This is a genomic window from Acinetobacter sp. BMW17 (assembly GCF_001592855.1).
GTDB lineage: Bacteria > Pseudomonadota > Gammaproteobacteria > Pseudomonadales > Moraxellaceae > Acinetobacter > Acinetobacter johnsonii.
The window spans coordinates 25,804-44,552 of sequence record NZ_LSOD01000021.1 but is presented as its reverse complement, the minus strand read 5'-3'; the positions used below and the strand labels follow the sequence as shown (position 1 = coordinate 44,552).

At 44.6% G+C, this 18,749-nt stretch carries 16 protein-coding genes; 8 read left to right on the top strand and 8 right to left on the bottom strand.

What is annotated here, in order from left to right:
* Positions 1-40 precede the first annotated feature (40 nt).
* Together gpmI and AXW61_RS06110 are read left to right on the top strand one after the other, a co-directional pair.
* Entirely contained in the window at positions 41-1,588 is a 1,548-nt protein-coding gene (gene gpmI / locus AXW61_RS06115) for a 2,3-bisphosphoglycerate-independent phosphoglycerate mutase (RefSeq protein ID WP_062033296.1), read from the top strand.
* Between the two features lie 18 nt (positions 1,589-1,606).
* Positions 1,607-2,782, top strand: a complete 1,176-nt coding sequence (locus AXW61_RS06110) for a S41 family peptidase (protein ID WP_062033293.1) — start codon at positions 1,607-1,609, stop codon at positions 2,780-2,782.
* A 4-nt stretch (positions 2,783-2,786) separates the two neighbouring features.
* Here the strand turns inward: AXW61_RS06110 and AXW61_RS06105 are convergent, their stop codons facing one another.
* From AXW61_RS06105 to AXW61_RS06095, 3 genes are read right to left on the bottom strand one after another with little or no spacing between them, the layout of a single operon-like run.
* Positions 2,787-4,208, bottom strand: coding sequence for a sigma-54 dependent transcriptional regulator (locus tag AXW61_RS06105; RefSeq protein ID WP_062033290.1), 1,422 nt, complete (start codon positions 4,206-4,208; stop codon positions 2,787-2,789).
* Positions 4,209-4,223: 15 nt separating this feature from the next.
* Positions 4,224-5,792: an ATP-binding protein gene (locus tag AXW61_RS06100; RefSeq protein WP_062033287.1), complete on the bottom strand. Its 1,569-nt coding sequence runs from the start codon at positions 5,790-5,792 to the stop codon at positions 4,224-4,226.
* Positions 5,793-5,813: 21 nt separating this feature from the next.
* The gene (locus AXW61_RS06095; RefSeq protein ID WP_004692836.1) at positions 5,814-6,449 is read right to left on the bottom strand and encodes a response regulator; all 636 of its coding nucleotides are present in this window, start codon (positions 6,447-6,449) and stop codon (positions 5,814-5,816) included.
* A gap of 215 nt (positions 6,450-6,664) precedes the next feature.
* On the opposite strand from AXW61_RS06095, the gene AXW61_RS06090 reads away from it, so the two are divergent.
* Positions 6,665-7,720: a serine hydrolase gene (locus AXW61_RS06090; protein WP_155858665.1), complete on the top strand. Its 1,056-nt coding sequence runs from the start codon at positions 6,665-6,667 to the stop codon at positions 7,718-7,720.
* 85 nt (positions 7,721-7,805) lie between these two features.
* Here AXW61_RS06090 and thrC read toward each other — a convergent pair whose 3' ends face one another.
* The 4 genes from thrC to xerD all read right to left on the bottom strand — a co-directional run bounded on the left by thrC (position 7,806) and on the right by xerD (position 12,298).
* Complete coding sequence (gene thrC, locus AXW61_RS06085) at positions 7,806-8,945, bottom strand: threonine synthase (protein ID WP_010325699.1); 1,140 nt, start codon at positions 8,943-8,945, stop codon at positions 7,806-7,808.
* Positions 8,946-9,010: 65 nt separating this feature from the next.
* Positions 9,011-10,315, bottom strand: coding sequence for a homoserine dehydrogenase (locus AXW61_RS06080; RefSeq protein ID WP_010325700.1), 1,305 nt, complete (start codon positions 10,313-10,315; stop codon positions 9,011-9,013).
* Positions 10,316-10,444: 129 nt separating this feature from the next.
* A complete protein-coding gene (locus tag AXW61_RS06075; RefSeq protein ID WP_004692830.1) occupies positions 10,445-11,254 on the bottom strand; it encodes a DsbC family protein in 810 nt (269 codons plus the stop codon).
* A 126-nt stretch (positions 11,255-11,380) separates the two neighbouring features.
* Entirely contained in the window at positions 11,381-12,298 is a 918-nt protein-coding gene (gene xerD, locus AXW61_RS06070) for a site-specific tyrosine recombinase XerD (RefSeq protein ID WP_062033281.1), read from the bottom strand.
* A 180-nt stretch (positions 12,299-12,478) separates the two neighbouring features.
* On the opposite strand from xerD, the gene AXW61_RS06065 reads away from it, so the two are divergent.
* The 5 genes from AXW61_RS06065 to ftsW all read left to right on the top strand — a co-directional run bounded on the left by AXW61_RS06065 (position 12,479) and on the right by ftsW (position 17,596).
* A complete protein-coding gene (locus AXW61_RS06065) occupies positions 12,479-12,739 on the top strand; it encodes a FeoA family protein (protein ID WP_010325703.1) in 261 nt (86 codons plus the stop codon).
* Positions 12,736-14,595, top strand: a complete 1,860-nt coding sequence (locus AXW61_RS06060) for a ferrous iron transporter B (RefSeq protein ID WP_062033278.1) — start codon at positions 12,736-12,738, stop codon at positions 14,593-14,595. Before AXW61_RS06065 ends, AXW61_RS06060 begins: the two co-directional genes overlap by 4 nt.
* 27 nt (positions 14,596-14,622) lie before the next feature.
* Complete coding sequence (locus AXW61_RS06055) at positions 14,623-14,874, top strand: DUF6587 family protein (protein WP_062033275.1); 252 nt, start codon at positions 14,623-14,625, stop codon at positions 14,872-14,874.
* Between the two features lie 159 nt (positions 14,875-15,033).
* Entirely contained in the window at positions 15,034-16,380 is a 1,347-nt protein-coding gene (gene murD, locus AXW61_RS06050; RefSeq protein ID WP_062033272.1) for a UDP-N-acetylmuramoyl-L-alanine--D-glutamate ligase, read from the top strand.
* A gap of 19 nt (positions 16,381-16,399) precedes the next feature.
* On the top strand, positions 16,400-17,596 hold the full coding sequence (gene ftsW / locus AXW61_RS06045; RefSeq protein ID WP_062033269.1) for a putative lipid II flippase FtsW: 1,197 nt from the start codon (positions 16,400-16,402) through the stop codon (positions 17,594-17,596).
* A gap of 218 nt (positions 17,597-17,814) precedes the next feature.
* Here ftsW and gluQRS read toward each other — a convergent pair whose 3' ends face one another.
* Positions 17,815-18,747, bottom strand: a complete 933-nt coding sequence (gene gluQRS, locus AXW61_RS06040) for a tRNA glutamyl-Q(34) synthetase GluQRS (RefSeq protein ID WP_062033266.1) — start codon at positions 18,745-18,747, stop codon at positions 17,815-17,817.
* Between the last annotated feature and the right edge of the window lie 2 nt (positions 18,748-18,749).

Sequence of the window (18,749 nt, the reverse complement as noted above, 5' to 3'; positions counted from 1 at the left end):
ATAGAGCGATGAATTTGTAGACAAAAAAAGAGTGTTTATTATGGCGGATGCAACTGCTGGCAAAATCCCTCACGTACTGGTCATTATGGATGGTGTGGGACACCGTGAAGCGATCGAAGACAATGCATTTTTAGCAGCGAATCGACCGAATTTAACAGCGATTGAAGCAAAGCATCCGCATAGCTTAATTTCAGGTTCTGGTGAAGACGTGGGTCTGCCAGATGGCCAAATGGGTAACTCTGAAGTGGGCCATATGAACTTGGGCGCAGGTCGTGTGCTCTATCAAGACTTTACCCGAATCACCAAAGACATTCGTACTGGTGCTTTTTTCGAGCATGAAGTTTTGGTTGATGCTGTTGAGAAAGCCAAAGCAGCGGGTGGTGCGTTGCACATCATGGGGCTATTGTCTGAAGGTGGGGTGCATTCACACGAAGACCACATTGTTGCCATGGCTGAACTTGCGTTAAAACGCGGTGCAACCGTGTATCTCCATGCCTTCTTAGATGGTCGTGATACCCCGCCACGCAGTGCACAGCCTTCTTTAGAAAAATTAGATGCATTGTTTGCTCAATATCCAAATCAAGGTCGTATTGTGAGTCTGATTGGTCGTTATTTTGCGATGGATCGAGATAACCGTTGGGACCGTGTGGAACAAGCCTATCGTTTACTCACAGAGTCTGAAGCAACACGTACTGCAGCTACAGCAGTTGAAGGTTTAGCATTGGCTTATGCCGCAGACGAATCTGATGAATTTGTCAAAGCAACACGCATTGGCGATGCCGTAAAAGTTGAAGATGGTGACAGCATTGTCTTTATGAATTTCCGTGCAGATCGTGCGCGTGAAATTACCAAAGCGTTTGTTGAAAAAGATTTTGCAGGCTTTGAGCGTAAAGTTGTACCAAACTTATCTAAGTTTGTGATGTTGACACGCTACCAAGCCAGTATTGATGCACCTGTGGCGTATATGCCTGAAGCATTAAAAAACTCGATTGGTGAATATCTTTCAGACCTTGGTAAAACCCAATTACGTATTGCTGAAACTGAGAAATATGCACATGTGACATTCTTCTTCAGTGGTGGTCGTGAAGATGAATATCCAGGTGAAAAACGTATTTTGATTCCATCACCGAATGTGGCTACTTATGACCTCAAGCCAGAAATGAGCGCCTATGAAGTAACCGATGAATTGGTGGCTGCGATTAACTCAGGCGAATTTGACCTGTTGGTGGTGAACTATGCCAACGGCGATATGGTGGGTCATACGGGCGTGTTTAATGCTGCAGTGAAAGCCGTGGAAGCTGTTGATTTATGCTTAGGCCGTGTCTATGAAGCGGTGATGGCACAAAAAGGCCATATGTTAATTACGGCTGACCATGGTAATGTTGAACAAATGCAGGATTATCACAGTGGTCAGGTGCATACCCAGCATACGACAGAATTGGTGCCTTTTATCTATGTCGGTCCAACTCAAGCAACCATTGCTGAGGGTGGCGTATTGGCCGATGTCGCACCAACCTTGTTAAGCTTGATGCATCTTCCTGTTCCCGCAGACATGCAAGGTCGTAACTTAATTACATTAGACGTATAAATCAATTTGGGTGGGTAAATGGCAAAAGCATCGTGGACTTCAATAGGTGTAGTGATTGCTTTAGGTCTGAGTCTGATCCACCCGATGGGGGCTGTTGCAAAAACAGCGGCAGCACCCGCTTTTGATGATGAATTGGAACAAGGTTATGTTGAGGTTCCGATTGAATCCATTCAACAATTTGTGCAAATCTACGGTTTAGTTAAAGACAATTATGTGGCTGAACGTAGTGATGAAGCACTCTTTCAACAGGCCATTAAAGGTTTAGTTAGTGGCTTAGACCGTTATTCTCGCTATTTATCTCCTCAAGAATATAAACAACTGGTGCAATATACCGAAGGGGATTTGGCTTCAGTTGACTTCAGTTTAGAGTTTGATTCTCGCTTACAACAATGGCTGATTCGTGGATTAAAACCTGACTCAGATTCCAGCAAACTGGGCTTAAAAAATGGGATCTCCGTTTTTAAAGTGGATGATCAAGAGCTACGCAAGCTCAACCATGCTCAAGTCAATGAATTACTCAGTGGGGCGATTGGTAGTACCATCAGCCTACAGTTAAAAGCCAATTCAACGCCGATCAATTTAGTCCGAACCAAAAAGGTTGAAACCGATATTCAGGCGCAACTGTTGAATAACCAAGTTTTGGTGCTCAAGGTGCGGGTATTCCAACAGGATACGGCCAATGAAATTCAGCAACTGATTGAAGAGCATCAGTCTTCGCGTTTAAAAGCGGTCTTGATTGACCTCAGAAATAATCCCGGCGGGTTGTTGTCTGCCGCAGTTGAATCTGCCGATTTATTCTTGAATCAAGGGGTAATTGTTTCAACGCAAAGCCGTTCAGAAGGGGATCAACAGTTCCAAGCTTTACCAAGCCTAGAGTTTCAAAACTTAAAAGTGGGGATTCTGATTAATGATCGCTCTGCATCGGCCGCGGAGGTGTTTACCGCTGCGCTGAAGGAGCATGCACGGGCGTGGGTGATTGGTGAAAAAAGTTATGGTAAGGGCGTGGTACAAAAACTATTTCCGTTATCGAATGGCGCAGCTTTGCAAATGACGGTATCTCACTATTACACTCCAAGTGGTCGGATGATTGAAGGGGTAGGGATTGCGCCAAATCAGGTGTATCCAATGCCACATGAACTCAAAGACGAAAGCTATGTTGAACATGTGGCAGAGATTCTAATTAACCGTCGTTAAGTCTTTAAACGGAATCATCTTCGCCGTCTAGCCCGAATTTCTTCAAGCGATAACGTAAAGAACGGAAAGACATGCCGAGCTTTTTAGCCGCTAGGGTTCGATTCCAGTGGGTGAGATTGAGCGCATTCATCAAAATTTCTTTTTCAATTTTTTCTAGATACAGCTCTAAACCCTCTTCGGGCAATTTACGCGAAGGCACATGACTGAGTTGATCATTGCCAACAGTACCTTGTTGCATGGCATTGGCATAGTTGGTCTGAGCAATCGGTCGCAGTGGGGCTGTTTGCAAGTGCGGTAAGTCGATGCTGCTTTCATCACTTAAAGTGATGGCACGTTCCATCATATTGCGTAATTCACGCACATTGCCTGGATAATATTGGGCCAATAAAAATTCACGTGCACGTTCACTCAATGGTTTGACTGGGATGTCCCATTCTTGGCAGATTTTCTGAATGAAATGTTGTGCCAAAAGAATAATGTCATTGCCACGCTCACGTAGGGCAGGCAGCACAATGTCCATGACATGGATGCGGAAGTATAAATCCTGACGGAACTTGCCTTGTTGCACCAGTGCTTCTAAGTCTTGATGGCTGGCACTAATCACACGGAAATCGACATCAATTTCGGTGTCACTCCCAATTGGGCGAATGCGTTTTTCTTGTACCGCGCGTAATAGTTTCACCTGCATAGTGAGCGGTAATTCTGCAATTTCATCTAAAAATAAACTGCCGCCATGCGCAGAGAGAATCAGCCCTTGTTTGTCTTGAGTCGCCCCTGTAAAGCTACCCTTACGGTGTCCAAACAATTCACTTTCCATCAGTTCAGTCGGTATGGCACCGCAGTTGATGGCAATAAATGGCCCTTCATTGCGATTGCTCAGGCGATGTACCAGATTAGCCACCACTTCTTTGCCAGTGCCTGATTCACCCGTAATAAAGACAGGGGCTTGCGAGCGTGCAATTTTCTTTAAGGTGATGCGTAGCTGTTGAATAGGAAGGGACTGACCAATCAGCAGACGATGTTCAAGCGTATCTTCTTGGATATGCAGCTGACTGATGGGCTGATTAAAGGCTTTTTGTAAAAGTTGCTCTAAATGTTTTTGGTTGATTGGTTTACTGACAAAATCAAAAGCACCAGCTTTAAGTGCTGCAATCGCAATATCCATGTTGCCGTAAGCAGTCAGCACTGCAACGGGCAAATTAGGATAATTTTGAGCAATAAAATCGACCAAGCTCAGGCCATTACCATCGGGTAAATTCAGATCGGTTAGACAGGCATCATATTGATGCGTTTTCAGGGCTTGAACCGCTTCTTGTAAGCGATAGGCAATATGTGTATCAATCCCCATCCGACTTAAAGACATTTGCATCAGTGTACATAAGTCTTGTTCGTCATCCACCAATAAAACAAGTGGTTTTTTTTCCACGTTTAACCCCAAAAATTACACGTCATTGTTTATACGGGGGCATTCAATCCGAAAGCATGCCCCTATTTTTTGTTCTACATAGTATAGCTTAGCTTGGTTGGCTTCGCAGAAACTATGGGATAAATATAATCCTAACCCAGTTCCATTGATTGAGGTACTAAAAAACGGTTGAAACAGGGTGCTTTGATCCTGAGTGGCGACCCCTTCACCAAAATCGCAGACCTCAATATGGACGAGGTTTTTGTAGCTATAGACACGAATTTGAATGTGCTCGGCTTCAGCTGCATTATGTCGAATGGCGTTTCGAATCAGGTTGATCAGCACTTGCCTCAGTTGTTGTTCATCAAACTGAATCTGAGCTTGATCGGAAATGCGGTAATCAATTTGATCTTTGACATCGGGCAAATCTTCAACGATAAAACGTTCTAAAAAAGCGGAGACATCAATCAAGGTTGGATAGGTTTCTTTACTGCGTGCCATGCTCAGTGTATCGCCAATAATTTTATCAATCCGTGAGGCTTGTTTGGCAATCATGTTTTGCAACAGTTCTTGTTGTGGATCATTGGCTTGCATTAGTTCATTGGCTTGAGTGATGGCTGCCAGTGGGTTGCGAATTTCATGTGCAATACTGGCTGACAGTTGTCCCAGTGCAGCCAGCTTGAGTTGTTGTACACGTTGATTAATTTTTTGTGCATCTTGCAGCACGAATAAGGTCAGTGTCTGATTCGGGACTTGAAGTTTTTGAATTTCGATCTGAATCTGAAAGCGACTCAGCTGGGATGTAAATTGGAATTTTTCCCCATTCTTTAGTTGGTCGAATTTGAGGAGTTCAAATAAATCAGGCTGTGCCTTATATAAAGGATATTTGTCATAGGCATAAATCGGGGAGATGCCCAATAATGCACATGCGGCAGGATTACTTAGCACCATGTGGCAGTTTTCATCGAGCACCAAATAGCCGAGCTCTGTTTGCTCTAAAATATAACGGTTAATGTTTTGCAGTTGGTCCAGTTCTTGGGACTGATAGAAGTTTAAATTTTCAAGGACTTGAAAACGTCGTACTGCAATTTGTCCAGACCCATAAACCACAAAGAACAAAAAGGCGAGCACGGCACTGTTGCCAATGGTATTCAATGAACTAATTGAAAATAGCGTTCCAATAAAGTGTTGATAAACCAGTGTAATTACAGCAATCAAGGTAATGATGAGCGCTTTTTGTTTATCGACCAATACACAAGCGGCAAAGATCGTGATCACAAACAATAAGCTTAACTGTAAGTTCGGACCATCGGTGGCAAAAGTGAGTAAACTGAGGCTAATGACATCGACGATAAACAACAAGGTGAGCTGAAGTGGTATGCGCTTGCGCACATTCTTGAGGCTCAATAGCTGAAAAGCACTGATAAAAATAAAGCCAATCAGGACAGAACGATACAATACTGGATATTGATAATTTGAAAACAACTGCTCATAGGTCAGTAGATAAACCAACAACAAACAACAGCCAATAAACAGTCGATAAGACGCATACCAAACACCTAGACGGTATTGATTTAACTGAATATTGGTTGAGTATTGCAGCATGTGGGTGTTAGTCAGCTTGCATCAGGGTTTGATTAAACCATAACGAATAGCAAGGTGAGTCAGCTTCACATCACTGTCAATGTTGAGCTTTTCAAAAATTCGGTAACGGTAAGTATTGACCGTTTTTACGCTGACAAAAAGCTTGTCAGAAATTTCCTGTGCACTGATGCAATTCACAACCATCATCGCCACCTGCATTTCACGTTCAGACAGAGCATCAAAAGGCGAGGTTTGTGTATCCGATAGATAAGAACTGGCCAGTTGTTCAGCAATATCAGCGCTGAAATATTTGCCACCTTGCATCACTTTATTGATGGCGCGTACCATTTCGGTCACGGGCGCACCTTTGGTAATGTAGCCTTTGGCGCCAGCTTTGAGTAACAGGGAAGGATACGGTTCTTCAGCTAGACCACTGACTGCCAGTACTTTGGTTTCGGGTGCAGTTTGTAGTAAGCGGCGCGTGGTTTCAACTCCACCAATACCTGGCATGTTGACATCTAACAGAACCACATTCGGGTGATGTTGACGGACGAGATTAATTGCTTCTTCACCAGATTCAGCTTGGCCAATGACTTGAACATCGGCATGGTCCTCGAGCATTCGACAAATCCCTGTACGTACTAACTCATGGTCATCTACCACTAAAACTGTGATCACCTAGCTCTTCCTCACTATAAAAACCATATTTTTTGTTACATAAAGCAAAATAAGCTTGCAATGAAACGACAAAATTAGCAATCCTATTCTTAGGCTTATTTGAAAAGATATGCACGCTGTCGACGGCAATGCTGTTCGCATTGTGTACAAATGTAAGGCATATTGGCGTGAATACGCAAATGTATCTTATGGGTTATGAAGTTGAGTGAAGAAAAGTGAAAAAATCAAATAAATTTTTAATGCATCTATTGGGATGGTCGATTGCAACGACGGTCAGTACCCATAGCTTTGCAGACTTGGTGATGAACCCGGGCTCGGGCCCTAGCCAAGCAAGCATGAGCTGGTCTGCAGCAGATGCAGAACAGCTTCTGAATGATGATCTCATGGAAGATCCTGAAGAGTACGCTCCTCAGGGTTCAACAAAAGTCACCACCAGTATTCGCAGTTCCAATGGTGTGGTGACGAACAACAGTACCTCGAAAACAGTACAAATTTTCGATACCTCGAAATATTCCAACCAACCTAGTGTCAATGCTCGTGCAGCACTGGTGATGGATGGCAATACAGGTGAAGTACTGTACAGTAAAAACAGTAATACCGCGCTGCCGATTGCCTCGATTACTAAGCTGATGACGGCGGTGGTGATTTCAGATGCGCGTTTAAATATGTCTGAAAACATTACTTTACAGCAAGCGGACTTTTCGTGTTCGGGTTGTAAAAGTTCAAGCTCGTCCCTGCGTGCAGGAGACAGTATGAACCGTGCAGAGGCATTGTTATTTGCGTTAATGAAGTCAGAAAACCCAGCAGCATCAGCGCTTGCACGGACGTATCCGGGTGGTCGCTCAGCCTTTGTTTCGGCGATGAATGCCAAAGCAAAATCTTTGGGCATGAATTCAACCCATTATATGGAATCGACAGGTCTGCATCCAGGCAATATCGCTTCAGCACGTGACTTGGGTATTTTAGTCAATGCCGCGTCTCAGTATGGTCTGATTCGTCAGTTCTCAACCACAGCAAGCTATGACTTTAACTTGGGCTATCGTGTATTGAAATCAAACAATACCAATGCCTTGGTTCGTAATGGTGGTTGGAATATCAATATTTCAAAAACAGGTTTCATTAATGAAGCCGGTCGTTGTGTGGTAATGCATACCACTTTAAATAACCGTCCAGCAGTGGTGGTGTTATTGGGCGCGGACTCATCTGCAGCACGTACCAATGATGCAACACGCCTAATGAACTGGGCGAGCCAATTACCAAAACGTATTTAACCCGACTTTGTTTTTGCTCACTCAACAACAAAAATTGAGTCATAAAAAAGCCCTGCAGATGCAGGGCTTTTTTGTCTTCTCTCAATTACATGTTTGAAAGAATTGAATCACGAACTTGTTCTAAAGTTGCATCGATTGACAGCATGACTGCATCAGAACACTGTTTGATCGCAGTATCTGGGTCTTTTAGACCATTACCTGTCACGGTACAGACAATCACGGAACCTTCCGCAATTTTACCTGCTTTGATGTCACGGATTGCACCGCCAATCGATGCTGCAGAAGCAGGTTCTACAAAGACACCTTCATACATTGAAAGCAAACGTTGTGCTTCTAAGATTTCAGCATCAGTCAGTTCATCGAACCAACCTTGAGAGTCACGAACCACTGCTTTAGCATGGCTCCAGCTTTGTGGATTACCAATACGGATTGCCGTTGCAACTGTTTCAGGGTTCTCAACGGGTGCACCACGTAAGAATGGCGCAGCACCTGCTGCTTGGTAACCAACCATAGTTGGTAAGCCTTCAGGTTTTGGACCCGTGAACTGATCTGTTTCAGCGTCGTAAATCACTTGCTCAAATTGATCCGCAGGTTGGTTAGCAACCGCTTCGGTATACCCCATCCAGTGTGCAGTAATGTTCCCTGCGTTACCCACTGGTAGGCAGTGGTAATCTGGTGCTCGGCCTAACTCGTCTACGATTTCGTAAGCAATGGTTTTTTGACCTTGCAAACGGTACGGGTTGATTGAGTTTACGATCGTTACAGGGGCTTTATCGGCAATTTCTTTAACCAGACGCATACCGTCATCGAAGTTACCACGGATTTGCATGGTGATGGCACCATACATCATTGCTTGCGCCATTTTACCCATGGCAATTTTGCCTTCTGGGATTAACACAAACGCTTTAATGCCTGCACGCGCTGCATAAGCCGCAGCTGCAGCTGAGGTATTACCAGTAGATGCACAGATAATGGCTTTTGAGCCTTCTTCAACGGCTTTAGTGACTGCCATGGTCATACCACGGTCTTTAAATGAACCAGTCGGGTTTAAGCCCTCGTACTTCACATAAATTTCAACATTTTTGCCAATTAAACGTGGAATGTTCTCGAGTTTAATCAGTGGCGTATTACCTTCACCTAAAGAAATAGCGCGAGTAGTTGCAGACACTGGTAAACGGTCGCGATAACGGTCAACTAAACCAGTATAACGATTGGCATTCGACATGATGATGTTCCAATTGTGTGTAGAGCTTGGTGAGGAAGAGAAGAGCGTTCTTTTCCTCAACCCGATTAATTATCAAGCGATTCTAAACGAATTCGCACGATTTCGCCATGAATGACGGGTAAGGCTTGAATTTGAGCAAGTGCCTCGTCCATTTTTGATTCAACGACTGGATCAGTCAAAATCACGATTGGAATGAGGTCTTTTAAGCGTGGTTGTTGCATGATGGCATCGATACTGATGCCTGCACGACTGAGAATCGTGGTTACATCCGCCAAGACGCCAGTTTGATCTTCTGCATTAATCCGGATGTAATAACCTGTGGTCATTTCTTCACGGCTTAAAATTGGCACATTGGTCAGTGCTTCGAAGGCCAATTGTGGAATCGTTCCAGCACCATCTTCGGTATAAGAGATATCACGGACGATATCAATGACATCTGCAACGACCGCAGAAGCCGTTGGGCCTGCGCCTGCGCCTGCGCCATAGTACAAGGTTGGGCCGACAGCATGGGCTTGTACCAAGACAGCATTTTTAACGCCGTTGACATTGGCAATCAGTTCTTCCGCAGGGATCAAGGTTGGGTGAACACGAAGTTCGATACCATTCGCTGCGCGTCGCGCAATCCCCAAGTGCTTAATACGGAAACCCAGCTCTTCAGCATACTTCACATCTTGTGCTGTGATTTTACTGATGCCTTCGGTATAGACTTTGTCAAACTGTAGCGGAATACCAAAAGCACACGATGCTAAAATCGTGAGTTTATGTGCAGCATCAATGCCTTCGACATCGAAAGTAGGATCAGCTTCGGCATAACCCAGTTCTTGTGCTTCTTTGAGCACATCTGCAAAAGCACGACCTTTTTCACGCATTTCAGTCAGAATAAAGTTGCCTGTACCATTGATGATACCCGCTAACCAATTAATCTTGTTTGCAGCTAGACCTTCGCGCATCACTTTAATGATGGGAATTCCCCCTGCAACCGCAGCTTCATAGGCGATTTGCACGGCATTGTCATCCGCCAGTTTGAACAGCTCATTGCCATGTTCAGCCAGTAAGGCTTTGTTTGCTGTAACGACTTGCTTACCGTGAAGAATGGCTTCCTTAATCACTTCATATGCAGGATGGATGCCACCCATGACTTCAACCACAACATCGACATCAGGCTGACGCACAATGTCGAGTAGGTCAGCACTTTGCTTGACCTCATCGCCTAAATCTAAGTCTGGGCGAGGGCGGCGTGTGCCGACATAGGTAATTTGAATTTCACGACCGGTGCGACGTTTAATCTCAGCAGCATTTTCTTTTAGTAGTTTAAGGGCACCACCACCCACAGTACCAAGACCGAGGATTGCCAGACGAACTGGTTTCACGTCACACTCCAATTTACTTATATATATTGAACCAAGCCTAGATCATAGCTAAAAAAACTGTGAGACTCTAGGAAAGAAATCATTTTATGTCCAACTATAAATATTAGTTAAATAACAAATAAAAATTAGTTATTTAAGGCGATTTAATAATTCACTTGGGGCCAAATAACCACCGAGATATTCACCATCTTCATTGTAGATCGCAGGTGTCCCATTTACGCCCATGTTCAGACCCAACTGGTATTGATCTCGCACTGGATTTTTACAGGTCGCTGGTGGAAGTTGAGCACCCGAAATCGCTTGATCAAAGGCAGCTTGACGATCTGCGCTACACCACACACTTTCCATGGCTGGCATGAACTGTTCGCCACGCGGCCATGCAATGTAACGAACTTCAATGCCTTGAGCCGTGATTTCAGGGATGTGCTCGTGCAATTTATGGCAGTAAGGGCAGCTGGCATCGGTAAAGACATACACCACATGCTTGGTCTTGCCTTTGGCTTTGTAAACCAGTAGATCTTCAGTTTTGAGTCCTGCTAGAAGCTTTTTGTTGGCTTCAGCTTGCAGGTTGTCGCTGACGTTGTGGAGTGTTTTATCGCCCAAGCGAATCACATCACCTTGGATAATATATTTACCATCTGCTGTGGTATAAACCGAGCTCATCCCTTCAAGATTGACCCAAAATAAATTTGGCACTTCAGTGGTTTTGATATCGATGATTTTGGCATTGATATTGGCTGTTTTGAAATGCTTTTGAAGAGTGTCAATTAAACGTTGCTTTGCATTGCGTTCCGTCAAAGTCGACGCTTCACCTGTGGCTGGTGCGCTTGCCGTTAAAGAGTCTTGTTTTTTTTCTTCAGTGTTATTTGAACATGCTGTAAATAGAACACTTGAAGCAATGGCACAGGCAATGAACAATGGTTTACGGGTAAATAACATAGATAACCCTTTTTCTTTTGACTTTATAAAAACAGAGCGCCAAGCATAGCAAAAAAAGTACAGGACTCGGTAATACTTCGTAGTCTTCGTGCTAAAAACAGCCTTAAGTTATGGATGATCAAGACCTTAAGCCCTTGGGTGATGGCTGGCATGCAGTTGTTGCATACGCACTTGTGCAACATGGGTGTAAATTTGTGTCGTGGACAGATCACTATGTCCCAATAGCATTTGTACCACACGCAAGTCAGCGCCGTGATTGAGTAAATGGGTTGCAAAAGCATGTCTGAGTGTATGTGGAGAAAGTTCTGCCTGTATCCCTGCTTGTAAGGCATAGCGTTTAATGGCGTACCAAAAGTTTTGCCGACTCATAATGCCACCATGTTGGGTTAAAAACAGATAGTCAGTTGCGGATTTATATAATTGTGGACGGGATTCAATTAAGTATTTTTCGACCCATTCCACTGCGATTTGCCCTAAAGGTACCAAGCGTTCTTTATTGCCCTTACCCGTAATCCTTAAATAGCCTTGTTTTAAATTGATTAAGTCTAGCCGTAGGTTGAGTAGCTCAGATACACGAAGTCCACAGGCATACAACACTTCAAACATGGCTCGATCACGCAGTCCAAGAGCGGTTTCAATATCGGGGGCTTGGATTAAGGCATCCACGTCTTGCTCAGACAAATCTTTAGGCAGTGCGCGGCCAATTTTGGGTGTTTTATGCAGCGCGACAGGGTTGTCTGAACGCAGTTTTTGTTCCCGTAAAAACTTAAAAAAAGAACGCAGAGCAGACAGACAGCGCGCAATAGAGCGTGGGCTTTTGCCTTGCTTGGTGAGAGTCAGCAGAACATCGGCGACATCGTCACTGCTCCATTCAGGCATGCTCACCAGACTACACTCGCTGCACTGCAATAAGTCAGAGAGATAAGCATTTCGGGTATGTGGGCTGACGGTTTGTGCAATGAGATAATCTTTAAAGCCGTGTAAAAAACTGAGCTGAGTTGGAATTTGAACAGGCGCAGGCACACGCGGTTTTTTATTTAACATAAAGCTCTCAAGCACATCATCATGGAAAGACAAAAACAATGAATAGGGGTTTTATTCAATGTAGTGTAATCATTCTCGCTTGTCGATGTGTTATAACAGATGCGAATCATTATCGAATCTGATTTGGTAATTATTCTCATTTGTTTGTATACTGTTCAAAATATTAAAGGGTTGGATGCGGTGCGTTTATCTGATTTAAAAGTCAAACAAACTGCCATCATTAACAAAGTGAATCATACTTTGGATGGCGAAGCTCAGACTGATTTGGTGGCTAGTCGTCTTGAAACATTAGGCTTTGTCGCAGGTACAAAAGTACAGGTGATTACCAAAGGTGTTTTTGGTGGCGATCCAATTTTAATCCAAGTGGGTTTTACACGTTTCGCCTTAAGAAAAGTTGAAGCTGAAAAAATTGAAATTCAAGTCGAAGGAGCACCTAGATGAGTGATGCCTTGCGTGTTGCCCTTGTAGGTAATCCAAACTGCGGTAAAACTTCGTTATTTAACCATCTCACTGGAACGCGCCAAAAAGTAGGTAACTATGCGGGTGTTACGGTTGAGCGTAAAGTTGGTCAATTTACTCTTCCTTCAGGTCAAGCAGTTCGCGTGCTGGACTTGCCAGGGACGTATAGCTTAGATGCGACCAGTCCTGATGAAATGATTACCCGTGACGTGGTGATGGGGAAAATTGCAGACGAAGGTCAGCAAGATGCTTTCTTATGTGTGGTTGATGCAACCAACCTCAAACTTCATCTCGGTTTAGTGATTGAACTGATTGCATTGGGTCGTCCAATGTTAATCGTTTTAAACATGATGGATGAAGCACGTCGCCGTGGCATGCAAATCAATACCCAAAAGCTTTCTGAGCGCTTGGGTGTGCCGATCGTTGAAACGGTTGCGGTGCGTAATTCGGGTATTGAAAGCCTGCTTAGCGCTTTAGAGCAGGGCAAATATGCCGTGCCTTATACCGAGCTGACGGGTTTAAAAGGCGACACTGCACATGAGAAAGTAGAAAATTTATTACATGACGCTGTGCAGTACGTCGATGAAGAAGACAAGCGAACTGATTTTCTAGATAAGATTTTCCTACATCCAGTTTTGGGTTTAGTTAGCCTTGCAGTCATGATGTTTATTGTCTTCCAAGCCGTTTTTGCTTGGGCAGCGCCGTTTATGGATGGGATTGAAACCTTCTTTGGTTGGCTAGGTGAAACCATCGGTGGGTCCATTAGCCACCCTTTACTTAACAGTTTGGTGGTGGACGGGATTATTGCGGGTGCGGGCGGTGTCGTGGTGTTCTTGCCGCAGATTTTAATTCTGTTCTTCTTTATCTTGGTATTGGAAGAGTCGGGTTATTTACCGCGTGCCGCGTTTTTACTGGATAAGCTGATGTTTAAGGCAGGTCTTTCTGGGCGTGCCTTTATTCCATTGTTGTCTAGCTTTGCCTGTGCAATTCCAGGCATTATGGCATCGCGTACCATTAGTGATCCGCGTGACCGTTTGACCACGATTTTTGTGGCACCGTTAATGACGTGTTCTGCACGTTTACCTGTATATGCCTTGTTAATTGCTGCTTTTATTCCTGAACAAACTGTTTGGGGGATTTTTAATCTGCAAGGTTTAGTGTTGTTTGCTTTATATATGGCCGGGATTGTCAGTGCACTGTGTGTATCTTTCGTTCTGAAATTCTTCCATAAAGATAAGTCACAACATATGTTGATGATGGAGTTGCCAAGCTATCGTTTCCCTGACTTAAAGAATATTTGGATTGGTTTACTTGATCGTGCCAAGATCTTCTTGCGTCGCGTGGGTGGCATCATTTTCGCGTTGTCTATTTTGCTGTGGTTCTTATGTACCTTCCCGCAAGCTCCTGAAGGCGCGACTTTACCTGAAATTGATTATTCATTTGCCGGTATGCTCGGTCATTTACTGCAACCAATTTTTGCACCGCTGGGATTCAACTGGCAGATTTGTATTGCCTTGATTCCTGCAATGGCTGCTCGTGAAGTGGTGGTGGCAGCTTTAGGTACGGTATATGCCTTATCCGCTGTCGATGAAGATGCCATGTCACAAGGTTTGGCTTCACTGATCAGTAGTGGCGGTGAACTCGGCTGGTCGGTGGCGACTGGTCTGTCTTTATTGGTGTGGTTTATTTATGCACCGCACTGTTTGGCTACTTTAGCGACGGTCAAACGTGAAACAGGTTCATGGAAAACTGTGAGTTTTATGACCATTTACTTGTTTGGTTTGGCTTATTTAATGTCATTCCTGACCTATCAAATTGCAACGCACTATTTGGGCTAATCGGCGTAAATAGGCGAGGAGATTGAGATGATTGAAATTCTAATTGTTGCTGCTCTAGTGATCTGGAGTGCAGTGGTGGTATTTAAGAAAGTATTTCCTAAGACATCGGGTTCAGTTTTCATGTCTTTGTCTGCGCTGTGTGAGGCTCGCGGTTGGACCCGTTTAGCGATGTGGTTAAAGCCGTCAATGGCTGGCGGGTGTGGCGGAAACTGTGCCTGCCCAGCAACAGAAGACAGCAATGCGAAAAAGCCTGAAGTTCAAGCGGTGAAGTGGAAATAAAACGATTTTTGCTCACAAATAAAAAAGCCGTCCAAGAGGGACGGCTTTTTTACGCACTGACACAAAAAAAGTGCAGGAAAGTCAAAACAGAAAAAGCATTCAAAACAGCAAAGTGCTAACATTTCCGCAGATAAATCTCAGACCAAGCATGGGGCGAAAATGTTAATACAACGTGGTGGACTTAAGGTCGTTGCAGGGCTCGGCATTTCTGGTGTTGCAGCGGTCAATTTTTTACATAACCAAGGCTACCGCGTTGCAGTAACAGACTCTCGATCGACCCCGCCTGGTCATGACCAAATTCCAGCAGAGGTACAAACCAGTTTTGGTCAGTTTGATGCAGAACTGTTGTTGTCTGCTGAAGAAATCATTATTAGCCCTGGGCTCGATCCGAAATTACCTGAAATTCAAGCTGCGATTGCCAAAGGCATTCCCGTGGTGAGTGAAATTCAAATCCTACGCCGTGCAACAGATAAGCCAATTATGGCCATTACTGGGTCGAATGCAAAAAGTACCGTGACAACCTTGATTGGTCTGATGGCTGAACATGCAGGCGTGAAAGTCGCGGTAGGCGGGAACCTTGGTCGCCCAGCGTTGGATTTAACCAAAGATGAGCCAGATTTATACATTTTAGAACTATCCAGCTTTCAGTTAGAAACCACTTCAAATTTACAAGCTGAAGTTGCGGTGGTGCTGAATATGAGTGAAGACCATCTTGACCGTCATGGCGATATGATGGGCTATCACACCGCGAAGCATCGCATTTTCCAAGGTGTGAAAAAAGTCGTTCATAACCGTGATGACTCACTTACTCGTCCTTTGGTCCCTGATGCTACGCCAATGCAAAGCTTTGGTTTAAATGCGCCTGATATGAATCAGTACGGTGTATTAAGAGATGACGACGGTACGATCTGGTTGGCTCGTGGCCGCACACGTTTATTGAACAGTGCAGAGATGTATATTCAAGGCACACACAATGTGGTCAATGCATTGGCCTGCTTGGCTTTGGGTGAGGCAATCAATCTTCCACTTGAGTCGATGTTGGAAACACTGAAAAGCTTTAAAGGCTTAGAGCATCGCTGTGAGTTTGTGAAAGACGTTGAGGGTGTTCGTTACTATAATGACTCTAAGGGCACCAACGTCGGCGCAACACTGGCTGCGATTGATGGTCTAGGTGCTGCGATTGAAGCCAAAGGCGGCAAAGTCGCGATCATTTTAGGTGGTCAAGGCAAAGGGCAAGACTTTAGCACTTTACGTGAGGCTTTGAGCAAATACGTGAAGGTGGCTGTGTTGATTGGTGAAGATGCGGCGTTGATTGAAAAAGCCGTGGCAGGAACAACGACCTTACTGCATGCTAAGACTTTAGAGCAGGCGGTTGCACTTTGCCAAGCCAATACCCAAGCCCATGATGTCGTGTTATTGTCACCTGCATGTGCAAGTTTTGATATGTTCAGTGGTTACCCACAGCGCGGACATCAGTTTGTCGCTTGTGTGCAAGAACTCCACTAAAAATAATAAGGAAATTGAGATGGCTGAGTTTGCTCAGACAACGATCAATAAAATGAATCAGTTTTATAGCCGTTGGGCGCCGCGTGTACCCAGCGAAGTGACACCACGTAATGTGTTGATCTTCTGCGTCGTTGCGTTGTTGTGTTTAGGTTCGATCATGGTTGCATCTGCGTCGATGCCTTATGCTGAACGCCTTCATGAGAATTCATTTCACTATGTCCTTCGTCACGGGATTTCAATTGCGGTGGCTGGCGTTTTGGCCTATGCGGTATACCGAGTTCCGCTCAATGTTTGGTTCAATAACACCTTTCCGCTGTGGATTTTGACCATTTTACTGCTGGCCGCTGTGTTGGTCGTCGGTACGGAGGTCAATGGTTCGACCCGCTGGATTCGTGTTGCGGGCTTCACCTTGCAGGCTTCTGAGGTTGCCAAAGTGATGATGGCGATTTTCACAGCCGACTATGTGGTACGCCGTGCCGAAGAAGTAAGAAATAATATCAAAGGCTTGATTCGTCTCGGTATTATTATGCTGTTGACGGTGGGTTTGATTATCGCGGAGCCCGACTTGGGGGCAACCGTGGTGATTAGTTTGATGATGCTCGGTATCTTCTTCCTTGCTGGCGCGCCGTTGATTCAGTTTGGTATGGCTTTTGGTGCAATTTTTGCGGCCTTTGTCTTTCTGATTGTATTTGAGCCTTACCGTTTTGAACGTCTAATGTCTTTCTCAAACCCTTGGGAAGATCCGCTAGGCACTGGTTACCAGCTTTCCAATGCCTTGATGGCCTTTGGGCGTGGTGAATGGTTTGGTGTAGGAATTGGCCACAGTGTACAGAAAATGGCCTACTTGCCTGAAGCGCATACCGACTTTATGTTGGCCATTTTAGGCGAAGAGTTTGGCTTTTTCGGCATCACTACGGTCTTGATTCTGTCCTTTACCATGTTGCTGTGCTGTATCAAAGTGGGTCATCGTGCGCTGAAAAATCAGTACCTGCGTGCGGGTTATTTGGCTTATGGGGTATCGATTATTTTCTTACTGCAAATTTTGGTAAACGCAGGTATGAATATGGGGATGCTGCCAACCAAAGGTTTGACGCTACCTTTTATTAGTTATGGCGGTTCATCACTGATTATGTGTGCAGTGATGATCAGTTTGATTTTGAAAATTGATGCAACCACACAAAGTGCCAATCCAACCAAAGAAGAATCCAGCTTCTAAGCGGGTTCTTCTTTCATCACGCTTTCCGCAGACGAAACTCATTTTTCGTTTTATGCGGATAGCGTTTGACTCCTTTCTAAATTGTGTTTCTCATCAGAACATCTATCTATCATTCTTTTATGATGAATGTGACTGTAATGGTCTAAATTTTTTGAATTTGCTTCAATTGAAACGTTGAGCGCTATACCTCGCGTTGAATTTCTGCCGCGATGGTTTTGCTATAAATAGGTACCATGCAGGGTAGTACGGTGTGGAATCAGCGAAACATCCCATTGTGCAATGGCTTGTTGTAACATTTGTTCAGGGGTGTCTAGCTCAACAGTTGGCTGATTTAGAGCATGTATCGCTTGAGCGAGTAGTGTAGATGCTTGGTTAAGATCCAGCGCCTGTGCCATGTTTTGTTTAGACAACTTTTGCCCTTGATCATTCATAGCTAAAGGCAGATGCATATAGCTAAGGCGCGGGTAATCTAGGAGCTGACCTAAATAAATTTGGCGCTCGGTATTATCCAATAGATCTGCACCACGAACCACATGGGTGATGCCTTGTAGGTAGTCATCTACCACTACCGCTAATTGATAGTTGATAATGCCATCGCGGCGTTTCAGTACAAAGTCACCGAGCTCATGTGCCAGTTGTGAGCAGTGTCGGCCTTGCAGAGCATCATCAAAACAAATCTCGACATCTTCTACTTTGACGCGAATGGCTTGTTGCTCAAAAGGCAGAGCAAGGTCACGGCAGGTGCCTGCATAAATGTGGTTAGAACCGAGCATTTTGCGGGTGCACTGACAGGCATAGACCAGTTTGAGTTGATGCAGTTGCTGAATCACGTCTTCATATAGGTCGAGACGATCTTTTTGGAATATGATCTCCGCATCGGGCTGAAAGCCGAAAGCCTCGATACAATGCAAGATATGGCTTTCACTGCCGGGGTAAATACGCGGGATATCGGTATCTTCAATACGAACCAACCATGTGCCTTGATGTGCTTTAGCTTCGCAATAACTGGCAACGGCTGTGATGAGTGAACCAAAATGCAAAGGGCCGGTTGGCGATGGCGCAAACCGACCTGAGTAGCGAGTCAGCGAAACATCGTTTCGCCGCTGCGCAAGAGCCAAGCGATGCTTGGCTGGAGAGTTATCAACAGTCACAG